The 22,937-nt window shown below is 68.9% G+C and carries 18 protein-coding genes; all 18 read right to left on the bottom strand.

Annotated features, from left to right (window positions below; genetic code table 11):
* Nucleotides 1-64: 64 nt before the first annotated feature.
* The 18 genes from aroB to JOB34_RS05280 all read right to left on the bottom strand — a co-directional run bounded on the left by aroB (nucleotide 65) and on the right by JOB34_RS05280 (nucleotide 22,919).
* A complete protein-coding gene (gene aroB / locus JOB34_RS05365; RefSeq protein WP_208051749.1) occupies nucleotides 65-1,141 on the bottom strand; it encodes a 3-dehydroquinate synthase in 1,077 nt (358 codons plus the stop codon).
* Nucleotides 1,138-1,656 carry a shikimate kinase gene (locus JOB34_RS05360; RefSeq protein WP_208051748.1) on the bottom strand — a complete coding sequence of 173 codons (519 nt, stop codon included), beginning with the start codon at nucleotides 1,654-1,656 and terminating at the stop codon, nucleotides 1,138-1,140. Before JOB34_RS05360 ends, aroB begins: the two co-directional genes overlap by 4 nt.
* Nucleotides 1,653-2,873, bottom strand: coding sequence for a chorismate synthase (aroC, locus tag JOB34_RS05355; protein WP_208051747.1), 1,221 nt, complete (start codon nucleotides 2,871-2,873; stop codon nucleotides 1,653-1,655). The genes JOB34_RS05360 and aroC overlap by 4 nt, the downstream gene beginning before the upstream one ends.
* A 13-nt stretch (nucleotides 2,874-2,886) precedes the next feature.
* Nucleotides 2,887-3,729: a shikimate dehydrogenase gene (locus tag JOB34_RS05350; RefSeq protein ID WP_347813734.1), complete on the bottom strand. Its 843-nt coding sequence runs from the start codon at nucleotides 3,727-3,729 to the stop codon at nucleotides 2,887-2,889.
* Entirely contained in the window at nucleotides 3,723-5,033 is a 1,311-nt protein-coding gene (mltG, locus tag JOB34_RS05345; RefSeq protein ID WP_208051746.1) for an endolytic transglycosylase MltG, read from the bottom strand. Before mltG ends, JOB34_RS05350 begins: the two co-directional genes overlap by 7 nt.
* Nucleotides 5,030-5,545: a Holliday junction resolvase RuvX gene (ruvX, locus tag JOB34_RS05340; protein ID WP_208051745.1), complete on the bottom strand. Its 516-nt coding sequence runs from the start codon at nucleotides 5,543-5,545 to the stop codon at nucleotides 5,030-5,032. The genes mltG and ruvX overlap by 4 nt, the downstream gene beginning before the upstream one ends.
* A gap of 28 nt (nucleotides 5,546-5,573) precedes the next feature.
* On the bottom strand, nucleotides 5,574-8,270 hold the full coding sequence (gene alaS / locus JOB34_RS05335; protein ID WP_208051744.1) for an alanine--tRNA ligase: 2,697 nt from the start codon (nucleotides 8,268-8,270) through the stop codon (nucleotides 5,574-5,576).
* Nucleotides 8,271-8,397: 127 nt separating this feature from the next.
* The gene (locus JOB34_RS05330) at nucleotides 8,398-9,618 is read right to left on the bottom strand and encodes a dipeptide ABC transporter ATP-binding protein (protein ID WP_243757693.1); all 1,221 of its coding nucleotides are present in this window, start codon (nucleotides 9,616-9,618) and stop codon (nucleotides 8,398-8,400) included.
* Nucleotides 9,615-10,712 (bottom strand): ABC transporter ATP-binding protein, encoded by a 1,098-nt coding sequence (locus JOB34_RS05325; RefSeq protein WP_208051743.1) that lies wholly within the window; start codon nucleotides 10,710-10,712, stop codon nucleotides 9,615-9,617. The genes JOB34_RS05330 and JOB34_RS05325 overlap by 4 nt, the downstream gene beginning before the upstream one ends.
* Before the next feature lie 13 nt (nucleotides 10,713-10,725).
* A complete protein-coding gene (locus JOB34_RS05320; RefSeq protein ID WP_208051742.1) occupies nucleotides 10,726-11,736 on the bottom strand; it encodes an ABC transporter permease in 1,011 nt (336 codons plus the stop codon).
* A gap of 98 nt (nucleotides 11,737-11,834) precedes the next feature.
* The gene (locus JOB34_RS05315; RefSeq protein WP_208051741.1) at nucleotides 11,835-13,535 is read right to left on the bottom strand and encodes an ABC transporter substrate-binding protein; all 1,701 of its coding nucleotides are present in this window, start codon (nucleotides 13,533-13,535) and stop codon (nucleotides 11,835-11,837) included.
* Between the two features lie 71 nt (nucleotides 13,536-13,606).
* Nucleotides 13,607-14,599, bottom strand: a complete 993-nt coding sequence (locus tag JOB34_RS05310; RefSeq protein WP_208051740.1) for an ABC transporter permease — start codon at nucleotides 14,597-14,599, stop codon at nucleotides 13,607-13,609.
* A 249-nt stretch (nucleotides 14,600-14,848) separates the two neighbouring features.
* On the bottom strand, nucleotides 14,849-16,573 hold the full coding sequence (locus JOB34_RS05305; RefSeq protein WP_208051739.1) for an ABC transporter family substrate-binding protein: 1,725 nt from the start codon (nucleotides 16,571-16,573) through the stop codon (nucleotides 14,849-14,851).
* Entirely contained in the window at nucleotides 16,570-18,678 is a 2,109-nt protein-coding gene (locus tag JOB34_RS05300) for an ABC transporter ATP-binding protein (RefSeq protein WP_208051738.1), read from the bottom strand. Before JOB34_RS05300 ends, JOB34_RS05305 begins: the two co-directional genes overlap by 4 nt.
* Complete coding sequence (locus tag JOB34_RS05295) at nucleotides 18,671-19,606, bottom strand: ABC transporter permease (RefSeq protein WP_208051737.1); 936 nt, start codon at nucleotides 19,604-19,606, stop codon at nucleotides 18,671-18,673. The genes JOB34_RS05300 and JOB34_RS05295 overlap by 8 nt, the downstream gene beginning before the upstream one ends.
* Nucleotides 19,606-20,586: an ABC transporter permease gene (locus JOB34_RS05290; protein ID WP_208051736.1), complete on the bottom strand. Its 981-nt coding sequence runs from the start codon at nucleotides 20,584-20,586 to the stop codon at nucleotides 19,606-19,608. Before JOB34_RS05290 ends, JOB34_RS05295 begins: the two co-directional genes overlap by 1 nt.
* A 166-nt stretch (nucleotides 20,587-20,752) precedes the next feature.
* Entirely contained in the window at nucleotides 20,753-21,367 is a 615-nt protein-coding gene (locus JOB34_RS05285; RefSeq protein WP_208051735.1) for a PH domain-containing protein, read from the bottom strand.
* Between the two features lie 193 nt (nucleotides 21,368-21,560).
* Nucleotides 21,561-22,919: a replication-associated recombination protein A gene (locus JOB34_RS05280; RefSeq protein WP_243757736.1), complete on the bottom strand. Its 1,359-nt coding sequence runs from the start codon at nucleotides 22,917-22,919 to the stop codon at nucleotides 21,561-21,563.
* Between the last annotated feature and the right edge of the window lie 18 nt (nucleotides 22,920-22,937).

Raw genomic sequence — 22,937 nt, 5'->3', positions numbered from 1 at the left:
TGGGTGCCGATTCGGCCGCCGGATCGTGAGGTTCAGTCTACCGGCCGGGACGCCCTGCCCCGAATCAGTCGGTGGCGCTGACCGCGTCGTACGCCGCGCGCAGGTCGAACTCCGTGGGTCCTTCCAGCCGGGTCACCGCCGCGATGTCGGTCAGCACGACGAAGCGCAGCAGGTCGCCGCGGGTCTTCTTGTCGCGTCGCATCGCGGCGAGCAGATCCTCCCAACGGCCGTCCCGGTACGCCGTCGGCAGGCCGAGCGAGGTCAGCACCCGGCGGTGCTCGGCCACCAGATCCGCGGCGAGCAGCCCTGCCCGATGAGCCAGCTCGGCGACGTAGACCATTCCCACGGCGACGGCGTCGCCGTGCCGCCAGGTGTAGTGCTCGACCTGCTCGATGGCGTGCGCGAAGGTGTGGCCGTAATTGAGGATCTCGCGCAGCGAGGACTCCCTGAGGTCCGCGGCGACCACCTGCGCCTTCACAGCGACGGCCCGGCGCACCAGCTCGGGCAGCACCTCGCCGTCCGGATCGCTCGCCGCCGCCGGGTCCGCCGTGACGAGCTCCAGGATGCGCGGATCGGCGATGAAACCGCACTTGACGACCTCGGCGAGCCCCGCGACCAGGTCGGCCCGCGGCAACGTCGCCAGCAGGTCCAGGTCGCACAGCACCGCGACCGGTTCGTGGAAGGCACCCACGAGGTTCTTCCCCTCGGGGGTGTTGATGCCGGTCTTGCCGCCGACCGCGGCGTCGACCATCCCGAGCAGCGTCGTCGGCACCTGCACGACCCGGATGCCGCGCAGCCAGGTCGCGGCCACGAACCCGGCCAGATCGGTGGTGGCTCCCCCGCCGAACCCCACGACGACGTCGGTGCGGGTGAAACCCGCCTCGCCCAGCCGGGACCACAGACGCGCGGCGACATCGGCGGTCTTGGCGGCCTCGGCATCCGGCAGCTGCGCAATCAGGACCGACCGGTCGCCCGCGCGCAACGCAGCGGCCAGCTCGTCCGCGCGGTCGGCCAGCGTCGGCGGGTGGACGAGCAGGACCCTGGTGGCGTCGTCCGGCACGACCGCCGGCAGCTGCGCGAGGACCCCACGACCGACCAGCACGTCGTACGCGGTGCCGACCGGGATCCGGTCGATCGTCATGCCCGCTCCGTCGAGCCGGGGTCGATCAACTCGGACACCTGAGCGACGACCTCCGCGATCTTGCGGCCACCGGTGTCGACCCGCCACGTCGCGAGCGCTTCGTACGTCGGGCGCCGGGCATCCATCATCCGGGTCCAGGTGGCGCGTGGGTTGACGGCCAGCAGGGGCCGTGAACCGTCGAAGCCGACCCGGCCCGCCGCGTCCTTGATCGTCACGTCCAGGAAGACGACCGGCGCACCGCGCAGCAGCTCCGCGGTGCCCGGGTGCATCGCCGCTCCCCCGCCGAGTGCCAGCACCCCGTCGCCCTGCAGGCCGCGTGCGACCGCGGCCGCCTCGAGGGCGCGGAACGCCTGCTCGCCCTGCTCCACGAAGATGTCGGAGATGCTCGCACCGGCCTCCTGCTCGACCAGCTGGTCGGTGTCGACGAACGGCACCTGCAACCGGGCGGCGACCCGCCGACCGACGGTGGTCTTGCCCGCACCGGGGGGTCCGATCAGGACCGCGACGACGCTCACCAGGTCCGCATCTCGGCCGGGATGGACTCCAGGTAGCTCAGGTGGTTGCGCGCGGTCTCCACGACGCTGTCGCCGCCGAACTTCTCCAGGCACGACTGCGCCAGCACGAGCGCGACCATCGCCTCGGCGACGACTCCCGCCGCCGGCACCGCGCACACGTCCGAGCGCTGGTGGATCGCGGTGGCGGGCTTGCCGGTCGCGGTGTCGATCGTGCGCAGCGCCCGCGGCACGGTCGAGATCGGCTTCATGGCGGCGCGCACCCGCAGCACCTCACCGGTGGACATGCCGCCCTCGGTGCCGCCGGCCCGCCCGGACGTGCGGCGTACGACGCCGTCCTCGCGCACGATCTCGTCGTGGGCCTGCGAGCCGGGTCGGGTCGCGGTCCGGAACCCGTCGCCCACCTCGACGCCCTTGATGGCCTGGATGCCCATCAGCGCGCCGGCGAGCCGGGAGTCCAACCGCCGGTCCCAGTGCACGTGGGAACCGAGGCCCGGCGGGACGTCGTAGGCGATGACCTCGACCACTCCGCCCAGCGTGTCCCCGGCCTGCCTGGCGGCGTCGATCGCAGCGACCATCGCCGCGGATCCGGCCGGGTCCAGGGTGCGCACCGGGTCGGCGTCGAGCGAGTCGACGTCGTCCGGATCCGGCAGCGGTACGTCGTCGGCGACCACGGCACCGCCTATGGCGACCGTGTGCGAGACCAGCCGGATGCCGTACGCCGCCTGCAGGAACCGCGCGGCGACCTCACCGAGGGCGACCCGCGCGGCCGTCTCGCGCGCGGACGCGCGCTCCAGCACCGGGCGGGCCTCGTCGAAGCCGTACTTCTGCATCCCGACCAGGTCGGCGTGGCCGGGCCGGGGCCGGGTCAGCGCCTTGTTCCGGGCCTGTTCCTTCGGGGCGCCCACGTCGTCGGCGGCCCGGAGGTCGTCGACGTCGACCGGCTCCGGACTCATCACCGTCTCCCACTTGGGCCACTCGGTGTTGGCGATGGTGATCGCGACCGGCGAGCCCATCGTGCGGCCGTGCCGCACCCCGCCGGTGAACTGCACCTCGTCCTGCTCGAACTTCATCCGGGCACCGCGGCCGTATCCGAGCCGGCGGCGGGCCAGGGCGGCGACCAGATCCTCCCGGCTGACCGGGATCCCGGCGGGCAGACCCTCGATCACCGCGGTGAGGGACGGGCCGTGGGACTCACCGGCGGTCAACCAACGCAACATGCGCCCGAGTTTGTCACGCCCCCTGGGTGCGCTGCGCCGCCCGTCCAGCCGCCTGCATCGCCGCGAGCGGCGCGTCCCGGCCCGTCATGGACCGCACCTGGGCGGCAGCCTGGTGGATCAGCATCTCGATGCCGGGCACGACGCTGAGTCCCGCGCTCCGCGCCGCAGTCCCCAGCAGCGTCGGCCACCCGGCGTAGACAACGTCGAGCAGGACCCCGTCCCCGGTGAGCTGCCGCTCCCCCAGCGTGGCTGCGACCGCGTCGGCCCCGCCGGGCGGCAGGGTGCTCACCGCGACCGGCACCTGGGTGAGCAGATGGGCGGCATCGTCGAGCGGCGCCACCCTGATCGTCATCCCCGCGTCACGGGCCTGCCGCAGCGTCTCGGGGCGGGCCTCGCCGCGCACTGCGAGGACGACGTCGCGCAGATCGAGCCCCGCCAGGGCAGCCAGGGCCGACCGGGCGGTGGCGCCGGACCCGAGGACGAGGGCCCGCCCGGCGCCGGGGGCGACACCCGCATCGAGCAGCGCCGCGCGGATCCCCAAGACGTCGGTGTTGTCCGCGTGCCATGAATCGTCCTGCCGGATCAACGTGTTCGCCGCCCCGGTACGCAGCGCGGTCGGCGACGCGACATCGGCCAGGGCCAGCGCAGCCTCCTTCAACGGCATCGTGAGGGCCAGTCCGCGCCACCGCTCGTCGAGCGAGGCGAGAAAGCCCGGCAGCTCCTGCGCGCCCACGTCGAACAGGTCGAAGGTCCAGTCGGACAGGCCGAGCGCGTCGTACGCCGCCCGGTGCAGGACCGGCGACAGCGAATGCGCCACCGGCCGGCCGAGGACCGCCGCCCGTGGACCGCTCAGCACTTGCCCGGATGCGCGGTGCACCAGGCCTGGAAACGTCGTACCGCGGCTGCGTGCCCGGTGCTGTCGGAGGCGAAGACCGTCTCGCCCGTGGCCAGGTTGACGGTCACGAAGTACAGCCACGGACCCGCCGCGGGTTGGTACGCCGCACGGAGGGATGCCAGTCCGGGGTTGTCGATCGGCCCGGGCGGCAGTCCGGCGGAGCGGTAGGTGTTGTACGGGCTCGAAGAGTCGCGTTCGCCGTTGCTGGTGGTCACCTTGCCGCGGCGGTGCAGCAGGTAGTTCACCGTGGAGTCCAGCTGCAACGGCATCCCGCGTGCGATGCGGTTGTCGACCACGCGCGCGACCTTCGGGCCGTCCTGTGCACGACTGGCCTCCGCCTCCACCAGCGAGGCCACGATGGTGACCTTCGCAAGGCGGCTCTGCGGGATCCCGAGACTCGCCACCTCCTGCTTGAAGCGGGTCACCATGGCCTGCAGCTGGGTCTGGGCGCTCGCGCCCTTCGGGAAGTCGTACGTCGAGGGAAAGAGGTATCCCTCGACCCGGCCCCGCGCAGCTGCCGGCAGGCCGAGAGACGCGACCGGCACCTTCGTGTAGTCCGCGAGCGGCACCTTGGTCGCCTGGGACAGACGGCTGTAGATCTCGGTGGCCCACAGACCCTCGGGGATGGTGACTCCCCCGGACACCTTCGCCTTCGGATCCAGCAGTACGTCGAGCGCGTCGGCGGAGCTCATGTGCCTGCGCAGCCGGTAGGTCCCCGGCTGCAGCGCCGCGAACTTGGAGTTGTTAGCGGCGAGCGCGGTGAAGGAGCTGGCCGACTTCACGACCCCCGCCTTCTGGAGGGTCTCGCCGATCGCCGTCCCGGAGTCGCCCGGCGCGACGGTGATGGTCACGCTCCCGGTGCCCGCGCCCACGTAGTCCCCGCCGCCACCGGCGAGCGCGCCGCCCCCGCCGAACTTGGGCAGGAACGAGGAGCCGAGCGTCGAGATGGCGAAGATGAGGGCAGCACCGATCACGAGCGCACCGACGATCAGCGCCAGGCATCCACGCACCGCGGGCCGACGGCCGTCGTCGTCCGGCTGTCTGCGGGGCCGTGCCTCGCGTGGCCGGGGAGCCGGGGCCTGCTGCTGCAGGTCGCGCTCACGCGCTTCGCGCCTGCTCACGGCCGGGGCTGCCACCGCGGGTGGCACCGGCCCGGTGGCGTCCGGGTCCGCATCGGACAGCGGGCCGGTCGCGTCCCGACCACCCTGCTGGGCGCCGCGCCCGGATGAGCCGAAGATCGAATCCCCGAGATGGGAGTCGTTCATCCGGGCCTTCCTTCCGAGGGGCGTCGGCGGCTCTGCCGAGTACGCGGTTTGCGGCCGCCGACGATTTCTCCCGGAGCGTGTCCGGAAACACGCTCGGAGTCAAGCGCGGCTTGCAGGATCAGCACAGCTGCCTGCTGGTCGATGATCTCCCGACTGGTGCGGGCCGTACGCCCGGCGGCGTGCAGGGCGCGCTGTGCGTCCACCGTGCTCAAGCGCTCGTCGACCAGCCGGACGACCACTCCCGGCACCTGTTTCGCCAGGGCGACGGCCCAGGACCGGGCCGTCTGCGCGGCAGCCCGCTCCACCCCGTCCATCGAGAGCGGCAGCCCGACGACGATCTCGAGGACGTCGCGTTCTCCGGCTTCGTGCGCGACCTCGGCAGTGTCGGCGACGCTTGCGGGGTCGCGGCGGACCGTACGCAGCGGGGTGGCGACCAGAGCGTCCGGATCGCTGGTCGCGACACCGATGCGCACCGATCCGACGTCGACGCCGAGGCGGGCGCCCGGCCTCATCGCCGCCTCGCGGCAGGATCGATCGGGGTCACCGGGCCGTGACCGTCTCGCCCACCGTGTGCTCGACCCGGGTCAGCGCGTCCCCGGTCTTGCCGGCATCGCTGCCACCGCCCTGGGCGAGGTCGGGCTTGCCGCCGCCACCGCCGCCGAGGACGCCGGCCGCGACCTTCACGAGATTGCCGGCACGCACGCCCCATTCGCGGGCCTGCGCGTTGGTCGCTACGACCACGACGGGCCGGTCCTTGCTGACACCGGTGATCGCCACGACCGCCGGCGTCGCGTCACCGAGCTGGTCGCGCAGCTGCAGCACCAGGGCGCGTACCTCGTCGGCGCTCGCCGCACCGGCATCGTGGCCGATGTACCGCACACCGAAGACGTCCTTGGCGCCCGCGACCAGGTCGCCTGCGCCGGCCAGCACCTGCTGCTGGCGCAGTTTGGCGATCTCCCGCTCCGCGTCCTTGACCCGGGTGAGCAAGTCGGAGATACGCGCGGGCAGTTCGGCCGGCTGCACCTTCACCAGTCCGGACAGCTCGGCCACCATCGCCCGCTCGCCGGCCAGGTAGTGCAGCGCATCCATGCCCACGAAGGCCTCGACACGGCGTACGCCGGAACCGACCGATGACTCACCGGTCAGGGTCAGCGCGCCCACCTGCGAGGAGTGCGCGACGTGGGTGCCACCGCACAACTCCCGCGACCACGGGCCGCCGATCTGCACGACGCGCACCTGCTCGTCGTAGGTCTCACCGAACAGCGCCAGAGCGCCCCACTCACGCGCCTCGGGCAACGTCATGAACTGTGCGGACACCGGAAGGTCCTTGCGCACGGCCAGATTGGCGACCTCCTCGATCTCCGAGCGGGTCTCCGGCGACAGCGCGGAGCCCCAGGCGAAGTCGAGCCGTAGGTAGCCCGGCTTGTTGTAGGAGCCGGACTGCAGCGCCGACGGGCCGAGCACCTGGCGCAGCGCGGCGTGGATCACGTGGGTGCCCGAGTGCGCCTGACAGGCCGCGACCCGCCAGTCGGGGTCGACCTTCGCCTGCACCTGCTCACCGACCCGCACGGGCCCGTCCTGCACCTGCACGGTGTGCACGACCAGTCCCTTGACCGGGCGCTGCACGTCGAGCACCTTCAGCACGCCCTGGTCGGTGACGATGTCGCCGGAGTCCGCGATCTGGCCACCGGACTCGGCATAGAAGCTCGTGCGGTCCAGCACGACCTGCCCGGTCGCGCCCGGCTCGAGCTCCTGCTGGCGCTCACCGTCGCGTACGAGCCCGACGATCGATGCCTCGACCGAAAGGTGCTCGTACGCCTGCCAGTCCGTGCGACCCAGCGACAGCAGCTCGGTCCAGACGCCGACGTCGGCGTGCCCGGACTTCTTGGCCTTGGCATCCGCCTTGGCGCGGTCGCGCTGCTCCTGCATGAGGAAGCGGAAGCCCGCCTCGTCGACCTGCACGCCCTGCTCGGCGGCCATCTCCAGGGTGAGGTCGATCGGGAAGCCGTAGGTGTCGTGCAGCTGGAACGCGGCGTCACCCGACAGCTGCGGGGACGGCTCCTTCTTCGCCTTCGTCACGGCGGTGTCCAGGATCGTGGTCCCGGCGTCGAGGGTGCGCCGGAAAGCGTCCTCCTCGGCGTACGCGATCTGGCTGATCCGCGCGAAGTCGCTCTCCAGCTCCGGGTAGCTCGCCTTCATCCGGTCCTTGCTGACCGGCAGCAGTTGGGGCAGCGCGTGGTCGCGGTAGCCGAGCAGTCGCATCGCGCGCACCGCGCGGCGCAGCATCCGCCGCAGCACGTAGCCGCGCCCCTCGTTGCCGGGGGTCACCCCGTCGCCGATCAGCATCAGCGACGAGCGGATGTGGTCCGCGACCACGCGCAGGTGCACGTCGTCGGGGTGCGAGCTGGTCGCGGCATGACCGGACTTCGCGCCGTACGTGCGGCCGGTCATCTCCGCGGCCTTGGCCAGGACCGGATAGACCTCGTCGATCTCGTAGAGGTTGTCCTTGCCCTGGAGCACGGAGGCCATCCGCTCCAGGCCCATCCCGGTGTCGATGTTGCGCCGCGGCAGCGGTCCCCGTATGTCGAAGTCGGACTTGGTGCGGAACGCCGACAGCTCGTCCTGCATGAAGACCAGGTTCCAGATCTCCATGAAGCGGTCCTCGTCGACCGCCGGGCCGCCGTCGGCGCCGTACCGGGCACCGCGGTCGTAGAAGATCTCCGAACTGGGACCGCCCGGGCCGGGCACGCCCATGCTCCAGTAGTTGTCCTCCTCGTCGCGGCGCACGATGCGCGCCTCGGGGACGCCGATCCGGTCCCGCCACAGCGCGTACGCCTCGTCGTCGTCGCGGAAGACGGTCGGCCACAGCAGCTCCGGGTTCAGGCCGTAGCCGCCGTCCGCCTGGCTGGTGGTCAGCAGCCCCCAGGCGAAGTCGATCGCGCCCTCTTTGAAGTAGTCGCCGAAGGAGAAGTTGCCGTTCATCTGGAAGAACGTGCCGTGCCGGGAGGTCTTTCCGACCTCCTCGATGTCACCCGTGCGAACGCACTTCTGCACGCTGGTGGCCCGGTCCCACGTGGGCTGCTGCTCGCCGAGGAAGTACGGCTTGAACGGCACCATGCCAGCGTTGACGAACAGCAGGTTCGGGTCGTCGTAGATCAGCGAGGCGCTGGGTACGACGGTGTGCCCGCGCGCCTCGAAGTAGGCGAGCCAACGGCGACGGATCTCGGCGGTTTCCATGACGCTTCCTGGTCGGTGGGCGGCGACGACGAGCAGGGCCACCCGTGAAGTACGGCGCGCCCGACCCTACAACCGACGACGCCGCCTGCCCGCACGGGTTTGTGCGGGCAGGCGGCGATCGAACGGGTCAGACGCGGGTCGGTCCCTCGGAGCCGGAGTCGCCGCTGCTCGGTGCCACGAAGCTGGCGTCGCCGTCGGTGGCGGCGGTGTCGGCCGTGTCGGCCGTGTCGGCCGTGTCGGCCATGTTGCTGCGGCCGCCGCGCTCGCGCCGACCCATCGACGGCGCGGTGCTGTCAGTGGGGCGGTCGGTGGTGATCGAGGGGAAGAAGCACGCGAGCTGGTGATCGCGACCGTCGTCGGCCTGCTCCAGAACCGGTTCCTCGGTGGCGCACACGTCCTGCGCCTTCCAGCACCGGGTGCGGAAGACACACCCCGACGGCGGGTGCTGCGGGCTGGGGAGGTCTCCGGTGAGCAGGATCCGCTCGCGGTCCCGCGACTGCGCGGGGTCCGGCACCGGCACGGCGGACAGCAGCGCCTGGGTGTACGGATGCTGCGGGGCCTCGTACAGGGTGTCGCGGTCGGCGACCTCCATGACCTTGCCCAGATACATCACGACGACCCGGTCGGAGATGTGGCGCACCACCGAGAGGTCGTGGGCCACGAAGATGTAGGACAGCTGCAGCTCGTCCTGGATCTCCTCCAGCAGGTTGACGACCTGCGCCTGGATCGACACGTCCAACGCCGACACCGGCTCGTCGCACACGATCAGCTGCGGGCGCAGCGCGATCGCACGCGCGACGCCGATCCGCTGGCGCTGACCGCCGGAGAACTCGTGCGGGTAGCGGTTGTAGTGCTCGGGGTTGAGGCCCACCCGGGACATCAGCTCCTGAACGGCCTTCTTCACGCCCCCTTCGGGCTTGACCGCCTGGATCTCGAACGGCGACGCGATGATGCTGCCGATCGTGTGCCGCGGGTTCAGTGACCCGTACGGGTCCTGGAAGACCATCTGCATCTCGCGACGCAGCTTGCGCAGCCGGGTGCCCTTGGCGTCGGTGATGTCCTCGCCTTCGAAGCTGATGGTGCCGCCGGTGGGCTCCAACAGCTTCAGCATGGTGCGGCCGGCTGTGGACTTGCCGCACCCGGACTCCCCCACCAGGCCGACGGTCTCGCCGCGCCGGACGGTGATGTCCAGACCGTCGACCGCCTTGACCGGGGCGTCGGGACGCCGGATCAGCCCGGCCTTCTTCTGCGGGAAGTACTTCTGCAGGCCCTTGACGACCAGCAGCTCCTCACGGTCGCTGACGGCGGTGCCACCGGCCCGGTGCGCACCCTGTGTCTGCTCGCTCATGCACTCTCCTGCGGTTGTTCGGTCGCGTGGGTGCTCGCGTCGTGGGAGGCGGCGATCTCGGCCCGGTCCTGATCGGTCAGGAAGCAACGCGCCTGCTGGGTCCCGATCTGGAACAGCTCCGGCTCCACCGTGCGGCACTTGTCACCGGGCACCCGGTCCCGGTGCGCACACCGCGGGTTGAACGCGCACCCGCTCGGCAGGTTGATCAGCGAGGGCGGGTTGCCCGGGATCGGATCCAGCTTCTCCGCGCGTGCCTGGTCCAGTCGCGGCATCGAGGCGAGCAGTCCCCAGGTGTAGGGGTGCTTGGGCCGCGCGAACGTGTCGAGCACGGTGCCCTTCTCGACCGGGCGCCCGGCGTACATCACCAGGATGTCGTCGGCGATGTCGGCGACGACGCCCAGGTCGTGGGTGATGATGATGATGGCCGACCGGAACTCGTCCTGCAGGCTCACCATCAGGTCGAGGATCTGTGCCTGCACCGTCACGTCGAGTGCGGTGGTCGGCTCATCCGCGATCAGCAGTTTGGGGTCGTTGATCAGAGCCATGGCGACCATGGCGCGCTGGCGCATACCGCCGGAGAACTCGTGCGGATACTGATCGATGCGCCGCGCAGGGCTGGGGATCCCCACCTTGCCCAGCATCTCCAGAGTGCGCTCGCGCGCCTCCTTCTTGCTGGCATCCGGGTGGTGCACCCGGTAGCCCTCGGCGATCTGGGCGCCCACGGTGTAGTACGGGTGCAGAGCCGACAGCGGATCCTGGAAGATCATCGCGATGTCCTGCCCGCGCAGTTCGCGGTACTCCTCGTCGCTGACCTCCATCAGGTCACGACCGTCGAAGACGACCGACCCGGAGACACGCGCGGAGGTCCCGCGCTGCAGGCCCATGATCGCGCTGCTGCTCACGGACTTCCCGGAGCCGGACTCGCCGACGATACCGAGCGTCTGCCCGGCCGCGAGGTCGAAGCTGACGCCGTCGACGGCCTTCACCACGCCGTCGTCGGTGTTGAAGTGCACCTTCAGGTCTTTGACGCTCAACAACGGGCCGCCGGCGGCGCCGTCGTGCCGGGGCTTGTCTACAGTCACTGGGTTGCTCATGCGTTCGCCTTCCTCAGACCAGTTTCACACGGGGGTCGATGAATCCGTACAGCACATCGACCACCAGGTTGGCGATGATGACGAACGTCGCGAGGATCAGCACGACGCCGACGGTGGTGGGCAGGTCGAACGTGACCGCCGACTGCGCCGCGATCTGCCCCAGACCGGGGTAACCGAACACGTTCTCGGTGATGATCGCACCACCGAGGACCGCGCCGAAGTCCAGACCTGCCTGGGTGACGATCGGGGTGAGCGCGGCCCGCAGCGTGTGTTTGAAGAGGATGCGACGCGGAGCGACCCCCTTGGCCTTGGCGGTCCGCAGGAAGTCCTGCCCCAGGGTCTCGAGGATGAATGCCCGCGTGAGTCGCACATAGGCACCCGCGTAGAACAGCGCGAGGGTGAGACCGGGTAAGAGCAGTCCCACGAACCAACTCGCCGGATTGTTGGTAATCCCCACGTACTCCGGCGTGGGGAAGACCTGCCACTTGATGACCAGGAACTGGTAGAGGACCAGCGCCGTCACGACGGTCGGCATGGCGTACGCCATCAACGCCACACCGACGAGTGTCTTGTCGAGCAGTCCACCGCGGCGCACCGCCGCGACCAGCCCGAAGCCGACGCCCAGGATCATCCACATCACGAACGCCGCCAGCGCCAGGGACGCGGACACTCCGATCCGCGGCTTCAGCGTCTGGGTCACCGTCTGAGCCAGCTGCGGTGAGTAGCCGAGGCACGGCGCGCTGCAGTGCACGATCGTGTTCGGGTCCTTGATCATCGACTTGTCGACCGGGTAGTCACGGCCGACGGCGATGCCCTGGACGAAGCGGCCCCACTGCTCGATGACCGGCTCGTTGTATCCGAGCACCTTGGAGTTCTGCTCGACGATGGCCGGCGTACACGTCTTGCCGCACGTGTACTGCGCTGGATTCGTACCCGAGGAGAAGAAGAGCAGGAACGTCACGAAGCTGACGACGATGAGCATGACGACGCCGCCGATCAGGCGGCGGACGATATAGGTGAACATGTGGCTCCTGGATACGACGAAGGCCTCGAACCGTGTCAATGGCGACCAGTGGCCGGCCGGGCACGAGATGTGCCCGGCCGGCCACCGTCAGTTCAGATCTACTGCTTGACGCCGATGACTCCGAGGTCGGGGTAGGAGGCCGTGACGGGACCGGCCTGGAAGTTGGTGACCTTCGAGCCGTACACCAGCACGAACTTGCGCTGGGCCAGCGGGATGTAGGCCAGGTCCTTGGCCAACTGGACGTCCGCCTGGTTGTAGACGGACGCCGCAGCCGACTGGCTGGTCTGCTGAGCGGCCTTGTCGAACAGGCCGTTCACCGTGTTGCTGCTGTAGCTGCCGTAGTCCGAGCTCTTGCTCGAGGACGACAGGTTGATGCGCGCATCGAACAGCGGCGGGAGGATCGTGGACGCTGCCGCCCAGTCCTGGCTCCAGCTGGCCCAGTAGACGTCCGAGTTGTCACTGGGCGTCCGGATGGTCGGGTAGTAGTGCGCCGACACCGCGTTCAACGTGACCTTGAAGCCTGCCTGGTCCCAGGTGGCCGCGAGGGCCTGTGCCTGCGACGTGGCGTTCGCGGTGTTGTTGGAGTAGGTGTACTTGATCGGGTAGGGCATCGGGACGCCGGCCGACTGCAGGATCTTCTTGGCGGCGGCCGCGTTACCGGTGATCTCCGACTTGAAGGTGCTGTTCAGCTGGTAACCGGTGACGGTCGGGTTCAGCAGCGAGTACGCCGCCGTTCCGTACGCCGACCCGCCGAGCGCCTTGATGTACGCGTTCTGGTCGGTGGCCATGGCCAGCGCCTGACGCACCTTCGGGTTGGTCATCCGCTTCATGTTCGGCTGCAGGTAGTCGATGTACGTCGTGCCCACGTTGTCGACGCGGTCCTTGACGTTGGCACCGGTGGTCTGCGAGAAGCTGGCCGACGGCACGTTGATGTACGTGACGGATGCCTGGTCAGCAGGGTTGTCCTGGATCAGGCTGCTGATCGTGGTGACCTGGTTGGTGTTGTCCTTGAAGATGATCTTGTCCGGCAGCGCCTTGCGGACGCCGTCGGTCGAGGCCGAGTACTCCGGGTTGCGCACGAACGTGCCGCCGGTACCGGTGACCCACGAGCCCTGCAGCTTGTACGGGCCGTCGGAGAAGACGGTGTAGTTGCTCTTGGTGCCCTTGTCCTGCGACTTCTTGTACGGGTCGAACTCACGCAGCGACGCGATCGCCAGCGGGAAGTCCGGCCACGCCAGCTTGAAGTTGTAGGTGATGGTGTTGCCCGAGCAGGTCACCTGCTTGTCGAAGTCGGACTGACCGGCGGTGCCGGGACCCGCGTACTTGGACAGACCCAGATAGGTCTTGGCGTACGTCGGGCCACCCGCGGCAGCAGGCGCGAAGCTGCGCTCGGCGCCGTACTTGACGTCCTCACAGGTCACGGCACTGCCGTCCTGCCACTTCACGCCCGACTTGAGGGTGAACTTCCAGGTCTTGGCCCCGTTGGAACTCGTGCCCGTGTTGGTCGCGAGGTCCGGGACCGGCTTCGCGGCGGCCGCGACCGTGTTCGTGGTGGACAACTGCACCAGGCTCCGGGAGAACAGGCGCGACTCGTTCGTGAGGTCGACACCGATGTAGCTGTTCTGCGGATCCCACGAGGTGACCGGGCTGCCCGCGTACTGGTAGGTCAGCGTGCCACCCTTCTTGGTGCTGGTGCCGCCGTTCTTGGTGCTGCCGCCACCGCCGCAGGCGGAGAGGGCAAGAGCAGCGCCCACCACGCTGACACCGACCAGCGTGAGTGATTTGTTCGCTCGGAGCATGAATGTTCCTTCAGATTGAGATGCGGAATTGGAATTGCAGGTGATGCATTCAGTTAGGTTCAGTCGCCGCGTCAGCGGTCGGATCGGGGGTCGAACGCGTCGCGCAGACCATCGCCCAGCAGGTTGAACGCCAACACCAGGACCACGATCACGATGGCCGGCTCGAGGAAGAAGGTCGAGTCGGTCTGGATGTAGCCGATCGCGGCGTTGAGGATGTTGCCGAGCGTGGGGGTGGGCGGCTGGATGCTCACTCCCAGGTATGCCAGTGCGGCCTCGGCGGAGATGTACTGCGGGATGTAGAGCGAGCCGTAGACCAGGAACGGCGCCCACAGGTTGGGCAGCAGCTCCTTGATGTAGATCCGGCGTCGCGTCGCGCCCAGGCTCGTGGCGGCCTCGATGAACTCCCGTTGGCGCAGCGAGAGCACCTGTCCGCGGACCACGCGGGCGAACAGCGGCCAGCCGAAGAGTCCGAGGACCAGGATGGCGAAGGTGGCGTGCGCGGTGGCGCCCGCGGGGACGCCGAACCGGTTGCTCAGCAGGTCCACGAACGTCGGGGCGAGCGCCAACAGCATCAGCGTCTGCGGGAAGCACAGCACCAGGTCGATCAGGCGGCCCAGCCAGTAGTCGGTCTTGCCGCCGATGTAGCCGGAGATGATGCCGACGATGGTGCCGAGCAGGAGCGTGATGACGGTGGCGCCCACGGCGATGACCAGGGAGTAGGTCGTACCGAGCAGCAGCCGGTCGAGCAGGTCCGAACCGTTCTGCGGAGTGACACCCAAGGGGTGGGACCACGAGGCGCCGCTGAACGCACCCTGGGTCTGCCCGCTGTCGGTCAGCAGATTCGGATGCGTGTCGTTCGCGTTGTCGATCGCTCCCAGCTTGACGAGGATCGGTGCTGCGATCGCGATGAGGATCCCCAGCGCGGCGACCACGCCGGCACCGAGCGTGACCTTGTCGCGCCGAAGGTGCATCCAGGCCAGTTGCCGGGGCGACTTGCCCTCGATCTCCTTGGCACTGTCGCCTTCACCCGGTGCGGATGCTGCGTCGGGACTTTCGATGATCACCGACAACGCGATCTGCCTCCAGACAAGAGATTTTACGGTTTGGCTGCCTCGGCGCACGCGTATTGCAGTGCGCTTCCCGGGGCTGCAGAGAAAGGCTGCCACGGGAAGCGTGCCGGATCGAGGACCCCGGGCGACGTGCAACCAAATCGTGACCTGGTCGCGCGCGTCCTGGCGACCGCGATACGCGGCGGGGCCGGGACCCGATAGCGGATCCCGGCCCCGTCACGACGCCGCAGCGCCGTCAGTGCATCAGCTGGTGTAGCCGACCTGGGTCCAGTCGATGGTCTCGAACTGGGTGGGGCCGTAGTTCACGACGCCCTTCTTGACACCCCAGATGAGCGGGGTGGTCGCGAGGGGGATGATCGCGACGTAGGACGTCAGGTCCTTGTCGATGGCGTCGATGTCCGCCAGGCGCGACGTCGGGTCGAGGTCGCTGAGCGCCTTGGCCCACAGCTTCCCCTGGTTCGGACCGGTGATCTTGGAGTAGTTCGAACCACCGTTGGCCGGGTAGTAGATCGGCTCGCTGGAGGACACCGGGAGCAGACCGCCCTGCCAGGTGAAGCTGCTGGCCTGGTAGTTGCCCGTCTGGATGTAGTCACTGAAGTACTTCGCCGTGGGAACGGTGTTCAGCGTGACCTTGATGCCGATCTTCTGCAGGAAGGTCTGGATCAGCTGAGCGCGCTGGGCGTTGGTCGGCGTGCCCGAGGGCACCAGGATCGCGAACCCGAGGGTCTGCCCGTTCTTGGCGAAGTAGCCGTTGCTGCCCTTGGTGTAACCCGACTGCTTCAGCAGCGCCTCGGCCTTGGAGGTCGAGTACGGGTAGGCGGCGCCGAAGTTGTCCTCGTACCCCTTCTGACCGGGCATGAGGATGCCGTTGCCCTGCGTCTGCGGCGGGACGGTGAGGCCCTTCTGCACCACCTTGGCGAACGTCGTCCGGTCGATGCCGAAGGCGACCGCCTTGCGGACGTTCACGTCGTTGAACGGCGGCTTGGTGTCGTTGGTGGTCAGCTGGGTCCAGCTGAGGCCACCGGACTTCTCCAGGGTGGCGTCACTACGACCGGACGCCTGCTTGATGACGTCGGCGTTCGCCTGGGTGTCGACGACGTCCAGTTCCTTGTTCACGAACGACTGGCCGATCGAGCTCTGGTCGATGACACGCCAGACGATCTTGTCCAGCTTGGGCTTACGACCCCACCACTTGGGGTTGGGGGTCTCGGTGATGACCTGCGCGCTGGCGTCGATCTTGCTGATCACGAACGGGCCGTTGGTCGGGTACTGCTTGCTCGCGTACGTCGTGTTGAAGTGCGTAGGCGTGTCGCTGGCGACCGACGGCAGCACCGGGTACACGTAGCCGACCCAGTCGGAGTACGCGGTCTTGAAGGTGACGGTGTAGTCGTAGTTCGTGGCGCCCTTGGTGACCGAGGCGATCTGGTCCCAACCCGAGGTCGTGGCGGCCTCGAACTTGGTGTTGGTCCCGTTCAGGGCCTTCCAGTTGTTCACCTCGTCCATGTAGGTGATCGGCTTGCCGTCGGACCACACGCCCTTGGGATTCATCTTCACCTCGATCTTGGTCGGGCTGCTCGCCACGACCTTCGCGGAGGTGAGGTAGTCGGGGTTGATCTTGTACGTGCCGTCGGCGTTGAAGTTGAATCCACCGCCGGCCGGGGTGATCGGGTTCTGGATCGTCTGGGTGTCACCCAACAGACCGTTGGCCTGGTAGTTGTTGTAGTTCGTGGGCAGCTGCGACACCTCACCGGTGAGCGTGCCGCCCTGCTTGACCGAGGAGTACGCCGCCTTCGTGTACGCCGACGACGGCAGGCCCGCGCCCGCGGTGCTCCCACCGCCGCTGCTCTTGGAGCTACCGGTGGCCGACGACGACTTGCCGCCGCCGCCGCTGCTGCTGCCACCACACGCCGACAGGGAGAGGGCGAGCCCCACCCCCATAGCCGTCGCGACCGTCAACTTCGCCCTCATGATTTCTCCTTCTCGGTGATATCGACCCCGGTGACCCGCAGCGGATTCTCTTCCGCGAAGTGGCAGGCGACCGAAGAATGGTGGACCGAGCGCAGGCCCGGGTCCGTCTGGATGCAGCGCTCTTGACGCGATGCATCCAAAATTTTGAACAGCGGGCAGCGCCCGTGGAAGTTGCAGCCCGTGATCTCCTGCGTCGGGCTGGGTAGGTCGCCCTCCAGCAGTACCCGCTGACGGGTGCGCTCGATGCGCGGGTCGGGGATGGGCACGGCCGACAGCAGCGCCTGGGTGTAGGGGTGCTGCGGGTGGCTGAAGACGTTGTCCGCCCGCCCCAGCTCCACGATCCGCCCCAGGTACATCACGGCCACCACGTCGGCGATCTGGCGCACGACCGCCAGGTCGTGCGCCACGAAGAGGTAGGACAGTCCGCGGCTGTCCTTCAAGTCCTGCAGCAGATTGATGACACCCGCCTGGATCGACACGTCCAGCGCGGAGACCGGCTCGTCCAGGATGAGCAGCTTGGGGTCCGTGGCGAGGGCGCGCGCGATGCCGATCCGTTGACGCTGGCCCCCCGAGAACTGATGGGGATATCGACCCGACATCGCCGGGTCCAGGCCGACGGTCTCGAGCAGCTCCTGCACCTTGGCGGACCGCTCCGATCTGGACGCGCCGCGCACGGTCAACGGCTCGGAGACGATGTCCTCGATGCTGAGCCGTGGGTCGATGGCGGCCATCGGGTCCTGGAAGACCACCTGGACGTCCCCGCGCAGCTTCAGTCGCGCGGAGGAGTTCAGACTCGCGACGTCGACGCCGTTGAGCTCGATGGAGCCGCTCTGCGGACGGGCCAGCTCGAGGATCTCCAGGATCGTGGTCGACTTGCCGCAGCCGGACTCGCCCACGAGACCGAGGACCTGCTTCTCCTCGATGTCGAAGGTGATGCCGTCGACGGCCTTGACCGAGCCGATGGTCTTGCGGAACACCACGCCCTTGGTCAGCGGGAAATGCCGCTTCAGATCGGTGACCTGCAGGATCGTGGCGCCCTTGACCTGCGCTTGCTCCTCCGGCGGAACGGGCTCGGGGCGAGGGAAGACATCGGCGATTCCGAGCGTCCCCCGCTCGAACTCCTCGGCCCGCACGCAGGCGACCTGGCGGGCGGCCGGGCCGGTACCGCCGATCTGCACCAGCGGCGGCTCGGCCGTGCTGCAGGCGTCGATGGAGGCCGGGCAGCGGGGCTCGAAGGGGCAACCGGGCGGCAGGGCGGCGAGCGACGGCGGCCGTCCCTCCATCGGCACCAGCCGGGAGCGGCCGGCGGTCTGCATGTTCGGCACGGACCGCAGCAGACCCATGGTGTACGGCATCCGGGGCGCGGTGAGCACCTGTTCGACCGTGCCTGTCTCGACGAGCCGTCCGGCGTACATGACGGCGACCCGGTCGACGTTCCCGGCCACCACGCCCAGGTCGTGCGTGATCAGCACGACGGCGGCCCCGGTGACCTCCTTGGCCTTCTGCAGCACCTCGAGGATCTGCGCCTGGATCGTGACGTCCAATGCGGTGGTCGGCTCGTCGGCGATGATCAGGTCGGGGTCGTTCGCGATGGCCATCGCGATCATCACGCGTTGGCGCATACCGCCGGAGAACTCGTGCGGGAAGGCCTTGGCACGCCGCTCCGGTGCCGGGATGCCCACCGTGGTGAGCAACTCGATGACGCGCGCGTCGGCGGCCTTGTCCGACAGGCCGGAGTCGTGCAGCTTCAGCGCCTCGGTGATCTGGTTGCCGACTGTATAGACGGGGGTCAGCGCCGACAGCGGGTCTTGGAAGACCATCGAGATCTCCTTGCCCCGCAGCCTCGACAGCGCCTTGTCGTCGCGCTCCAGCAGCGACTCACCGCGGTAGCGGATGTCGCCGGTGACCCGGGCGGTGCTGGGCAGCAGGCCCATCACAGCCATCGAGGAGACCGACTTGCCCGAGCCGGACTCCCCCACGATGCCGAGGAACTCGCCCCGGTTGACGTGGTAGGAGATGCCGCGGACGGCGTTGACCACGGGTGCTCCGCGCTGTTGGAACTCGACCGACAGGTTGTCGACCTCGAGCAGGGGCGCATCAGTCACGGGTGACTCCGGAGGTCGGGTCCACGGCGTCGCGCAACGCGTCGCCGACGAGGCCGACGGCGAAGAGGAGCAGGACCAGGGCGATGGTCGGGAACAGGAACAGCCAGGCCTGCGTCGTGGCACCCGGGGTCCCGTCGGCGATGAGCGTGCCGAGCGAGATCTGCGGTGCCTGGATGCCGTAGCCGAAGTAGGACAGCGCCGTCTCGGAGCTGATGGCGTAGACGACGCCGAGCGTGGCGTCGATGATCAGCAGCGACGCCACGTTCGGGATGATGTGGCGGAAGATGATCTTGCCGGTCTTGACCCCCATGAACCGCGCCGCCTTGACGAAGTCGCGATCGGTCAGCGACCGAGTCGAGGACCGCACCACCTGCGCCATGATCATCCAGCCGAAGGCCGGGATGAAGAAGACCAGGGCGACCCACGAGAGCTTCTTCAGCGCCGGGCTGATCAGCAGCAGGATGAAGAACGACGGAAGCACCAGCATCAGGTCGATGAACCACGAGACGACCTTGTCGAAGACGCCACCGATATACCCGGCGAAGGCCCCCACGATCGCAGCGATGATCGTGCCGAGCGGACCGCCCACCAGACCGATGACCAGCGAGATGCGCAGCCCGAGGGCCGTCTCGACGTACAGGTCGTGGCCGATGCCGTCGGTGCCGAACCAGTGAGTGCCGCTAGGCCCGACCCCGGTGTTGAGGAGGTCGGTATCGCCTGCCCCGAACTTGCTGAACGCCGGGCCGAAGATGGCCCACAGGATGAGCAGCAGGACGATGATCGCGCCGATCCAGAAGCGCGCCGTCGAGCGCAGGCGCAGCCAGATGAGCTTCCCGCGGCTCGCGCTGCCGGCATTCTTGGACGAACTGGCGAGCGGCGTGGCCGAGGGCTCGGGCTCCTCCAGGATCTCCAGGTTGGTGAGGGTCATCAGATTCTCACTCTCGGGTCGAGCGCGGCATACAGGATCTGCGACAGCGTGGAGCTGATCAGGATCAGGACGGCCACGTACAGGATCGAGCCGGTCGTGGCGTTGATGTCGTTCTGGTTGACCGAGTTCAGGGCCAGCTCGCCCATGCCGTGCCAGGTGAAGATCTTCTCCAAGAAGATCGAGCCGGCGACCAGCAGGCCGAAGCTGTAGGCGAAGAACGTGGACATGGGGATCAGCGCGACCCGCACGCCGTGCCGAATCATCGCCGCGTTCCTCGGACGTCCCTTGGAGCGGGCCGTCCGGATGTAGTCGGCGCTCAGCACGTCGAGCATCGCGTTGCGCTGATAGCGGGAGTACGACGCGGCGCTGGTGAGCATCAGCGCGATCGTCGGCAACAGAAGGTGGCTCAGGCGATCCAGCAGGATCGACCAGAAACCCGATGTGCCGGGCGTGTACTGACCGGTGAAGACGATGGCGTTGGTGCCGGTCAGGCTGTTGAACTCCGTTGCCACGATCATCAGGAGCACGCCGAGGACGTACACGGGTATCGACAGGATCAGGTACGACAAGTAGGTGACCGTCTGATCACTGGCCTTGTACTGCCGCACCGCACCCCACACACCGAGTGCTACACCGAGCACCGCTCCGAGGATCGACCCGATCAGCAGCAGCTGCAGGCTGACACCCGACCGCACGATCATGTCGTGCAGCACGCTCGTTCCGTCGTACTCCTGGCCGAGGTTGCCGTGGAACACCAGCTGCGTGAACCAGTGCCAGGTGCGTTCCAGAACCGGCGTGTTGGGGTTGGTGCCGTAGCGATCCAGGGTGCGGGCGATGGTCTCGTTGCTCGGGCGGGGGTTCTTGCCCAGGTAGCGCGCCGCAGGGTTCTCGAAGGTGCTCGCCAGGATGTAGCTGAAGGTGGTCGCCACCAGCGTGAGGATCACGTAGTTGATGAACCGACGCAGCAGGAACAGGCTCATGGGCGGGCCCCCGGGAGATCACCGACGGGGCAGAACGGGGGCACAGCTGGACGCACGGGGGGAGCGCTCCTTCTGACGAGACGACGTTCCACAGGGCGACTATGTACGAGGCGGAGGTCCGATGTGGGTCTCCGGGTGCGGTGAGTCCGCGTGTCGCGCATGACCGTCACAGCGCCCACGAGCCCGCCGTCACGACGATCGCCGTCAGCACCGCGGCGACGACGGCGACGTTCCAGGTGGAGCGGACGCCAGCGGGCGCGCCGGGCGCCGCGGCATCCATCCGCTCCTCGATGAGTCGCCCAGCCGCACCGCTGCCGGCTTTGAGCGCGTGGGTGTGGCCCTGCGCGGAGATACCCATACCGCGCAAATGATTGCGGGCCTGCGGGTCGCTCATGCGCGGCGCCCGGGAGGTGTTGCCGGGCGCGTTCCACGACCGATAGACCCGTTCGCGATCCTCCTGCTGCACGACGACCTCGACCAGACCCCGGGTTCGCACGTAGGCGATCGCGGCGAAGGGGATGACGTGCGTGCGCCAGACGTTGGAGACCACGACGCCGGTCTCGCCCACCCGCAGATGGGGGCGCAGCAGGATCGCCCATGCGAGCAGCGCCGCCGTTGCGCAGGACAGGACCACCCGCACGACGGTCGGGGCCGGCTCCTGCAGGATCGCCAGCACCGCGCACAGCGCACAGAACGCCCAGACGACGATGGTGTAGACCCAGGCAGAGGTGCTGCGGAACGTCTGTCCGCGGGAGACCGAACCGACCACGGGATCCGCCACTGCGCTCATCTGGAATGACGGGTCAGGACGTTGACGGACCGCGAACACGAAGCCAGATCCTCCTGAGCAGTCACGACAGGGATGCGTCGAGCAGAACACGAGGCCGCCTGCGGGGTGGTGGGCCGCCTTGGGATGAAACATGCCACACGGCGAGCCGATCGCTTCCGGCCGAGACGTGACGGTGACCAAACCGTTACTGTGCCGAGTCCTCGCCTCGGATCACCGCGCGCAGCGCCTCCCAGCGAGCCCCCAGACTCGCTTCCCAGCCACGCCCCGTCGGGTGGTAGTAGTCGGCCTTCCCCAACAGATCGTCGGGCAGGAACTGCTGCGGTCCCACGCCGTTCGGCTCGTCGTGGCTGTAGCGGTACCCCGCGCCGTGGCCCAGATCGGCCGCGCCGGCGTACCCGCTGCCCCGCAGGTGAGCGGGCACCGCGCCCCCGAATCCGCCGCGTACGTCGGCGATGGCGGCGTTGATGCCGTTGTACGACGCGTTCGACTTCGGCGCGATCGCGTTGTGGACCACGGCCTGCGCCAGGATGATCCGCGCTTCCGGCATGCCGATCTGCGCCACGGCGTGCAGCGCTGCCACCGCGGTCTGCAGCGCGGTGGGGTCCGCCATCCCGACGTCCTCGCTCGCGGCGATCACGATGCGCCGGGCGATGAAGCGCGGGTCCTCCCCCGCCTCGAGCATCCGCGCCAGGTAGTGCAGCGCGGCGTCGACGTCGCTGCCGCGCATGGACTTGATGAGGGCGCTCGCCACGTCGTAGTGCTGATCGCCGGCGCGGTCGTAGCGCACGGCCGCCTGGTCCATGGCCTGCTCGACGTCGGCCAACTCGATCCGTGTCGAGGCCCGGTCCTGCGCGACGCCGGCGGCCGCCTCGAGCGCCGTCAGCGACCGGCGCGCGTCTCCGCCGGCCATCCGGACCAGATGCGCGCGGGCGTCGTCCTCGAGGGTGAACGCGCCCGAGAAGCCGCGCTCGTCCTGGACGGCGTCGCGCAGGAGCGAGGCGATGTCGTCGTCCGACAGCGACGTCAGGCGTACCAGCACCGACCGGGACAGCAGCGGTGCGATGACGCTGAACGACGGGTTCTCCGTCGTCGCGGCGACGAGCACGATGAGCCGGTTCTCGACGCCGGGCAGCAACGCATCCTGTTGCGCCTTGCTGAACCGGTGGATCTCATCGAGGAAGAGCACGGTCTGGCGGCCGTAGAGGTCACGCTCGCGCGCGGCCTGGTCCATCACCGCGCGCACGTCCTTCACGCCCGCGTTGATCGCCGAGAGCTGCACGAAGGTGCGCTCGGCAGCATCGGCCACCAGGTGCGCCAGCGTGGTCTTACCGGTGCCGGGCGGTCCCCACAGGATCGCCGACACCGCTCCCGCTGCCCCGCTGGCACCCTCGACCAGCCGTCGCAGGGGGCTTCCCGGACGCAGCACGTCCTTCTGCCCTCGGACCTCGTCAAGCGACCGCGGGCGCATCCGCACCGCGAGCGGCGGCAGCCCCGCCACATCGGAGGGATCCGTGCCCCGCGGGCGTCCCGGGTCGGAGAACAGGTCTGCCACGCCGTCACC

Source organism: Allobranchiibius sp. GilTou38 (genome assembly GCF_017565325.1).
Taxonomy (GTDB): domain Bacteria; phylum Actinomycetota; class Actinomycetes; order Actinomycetales; family Dermatophilaceae; genus Allobranchiibius; species Allobranchiibius huperziae.
Note: the sequence above shows the minus strand (reverse complement) of the source record. Positions and strands in the feature narration are given on the sequence as shown.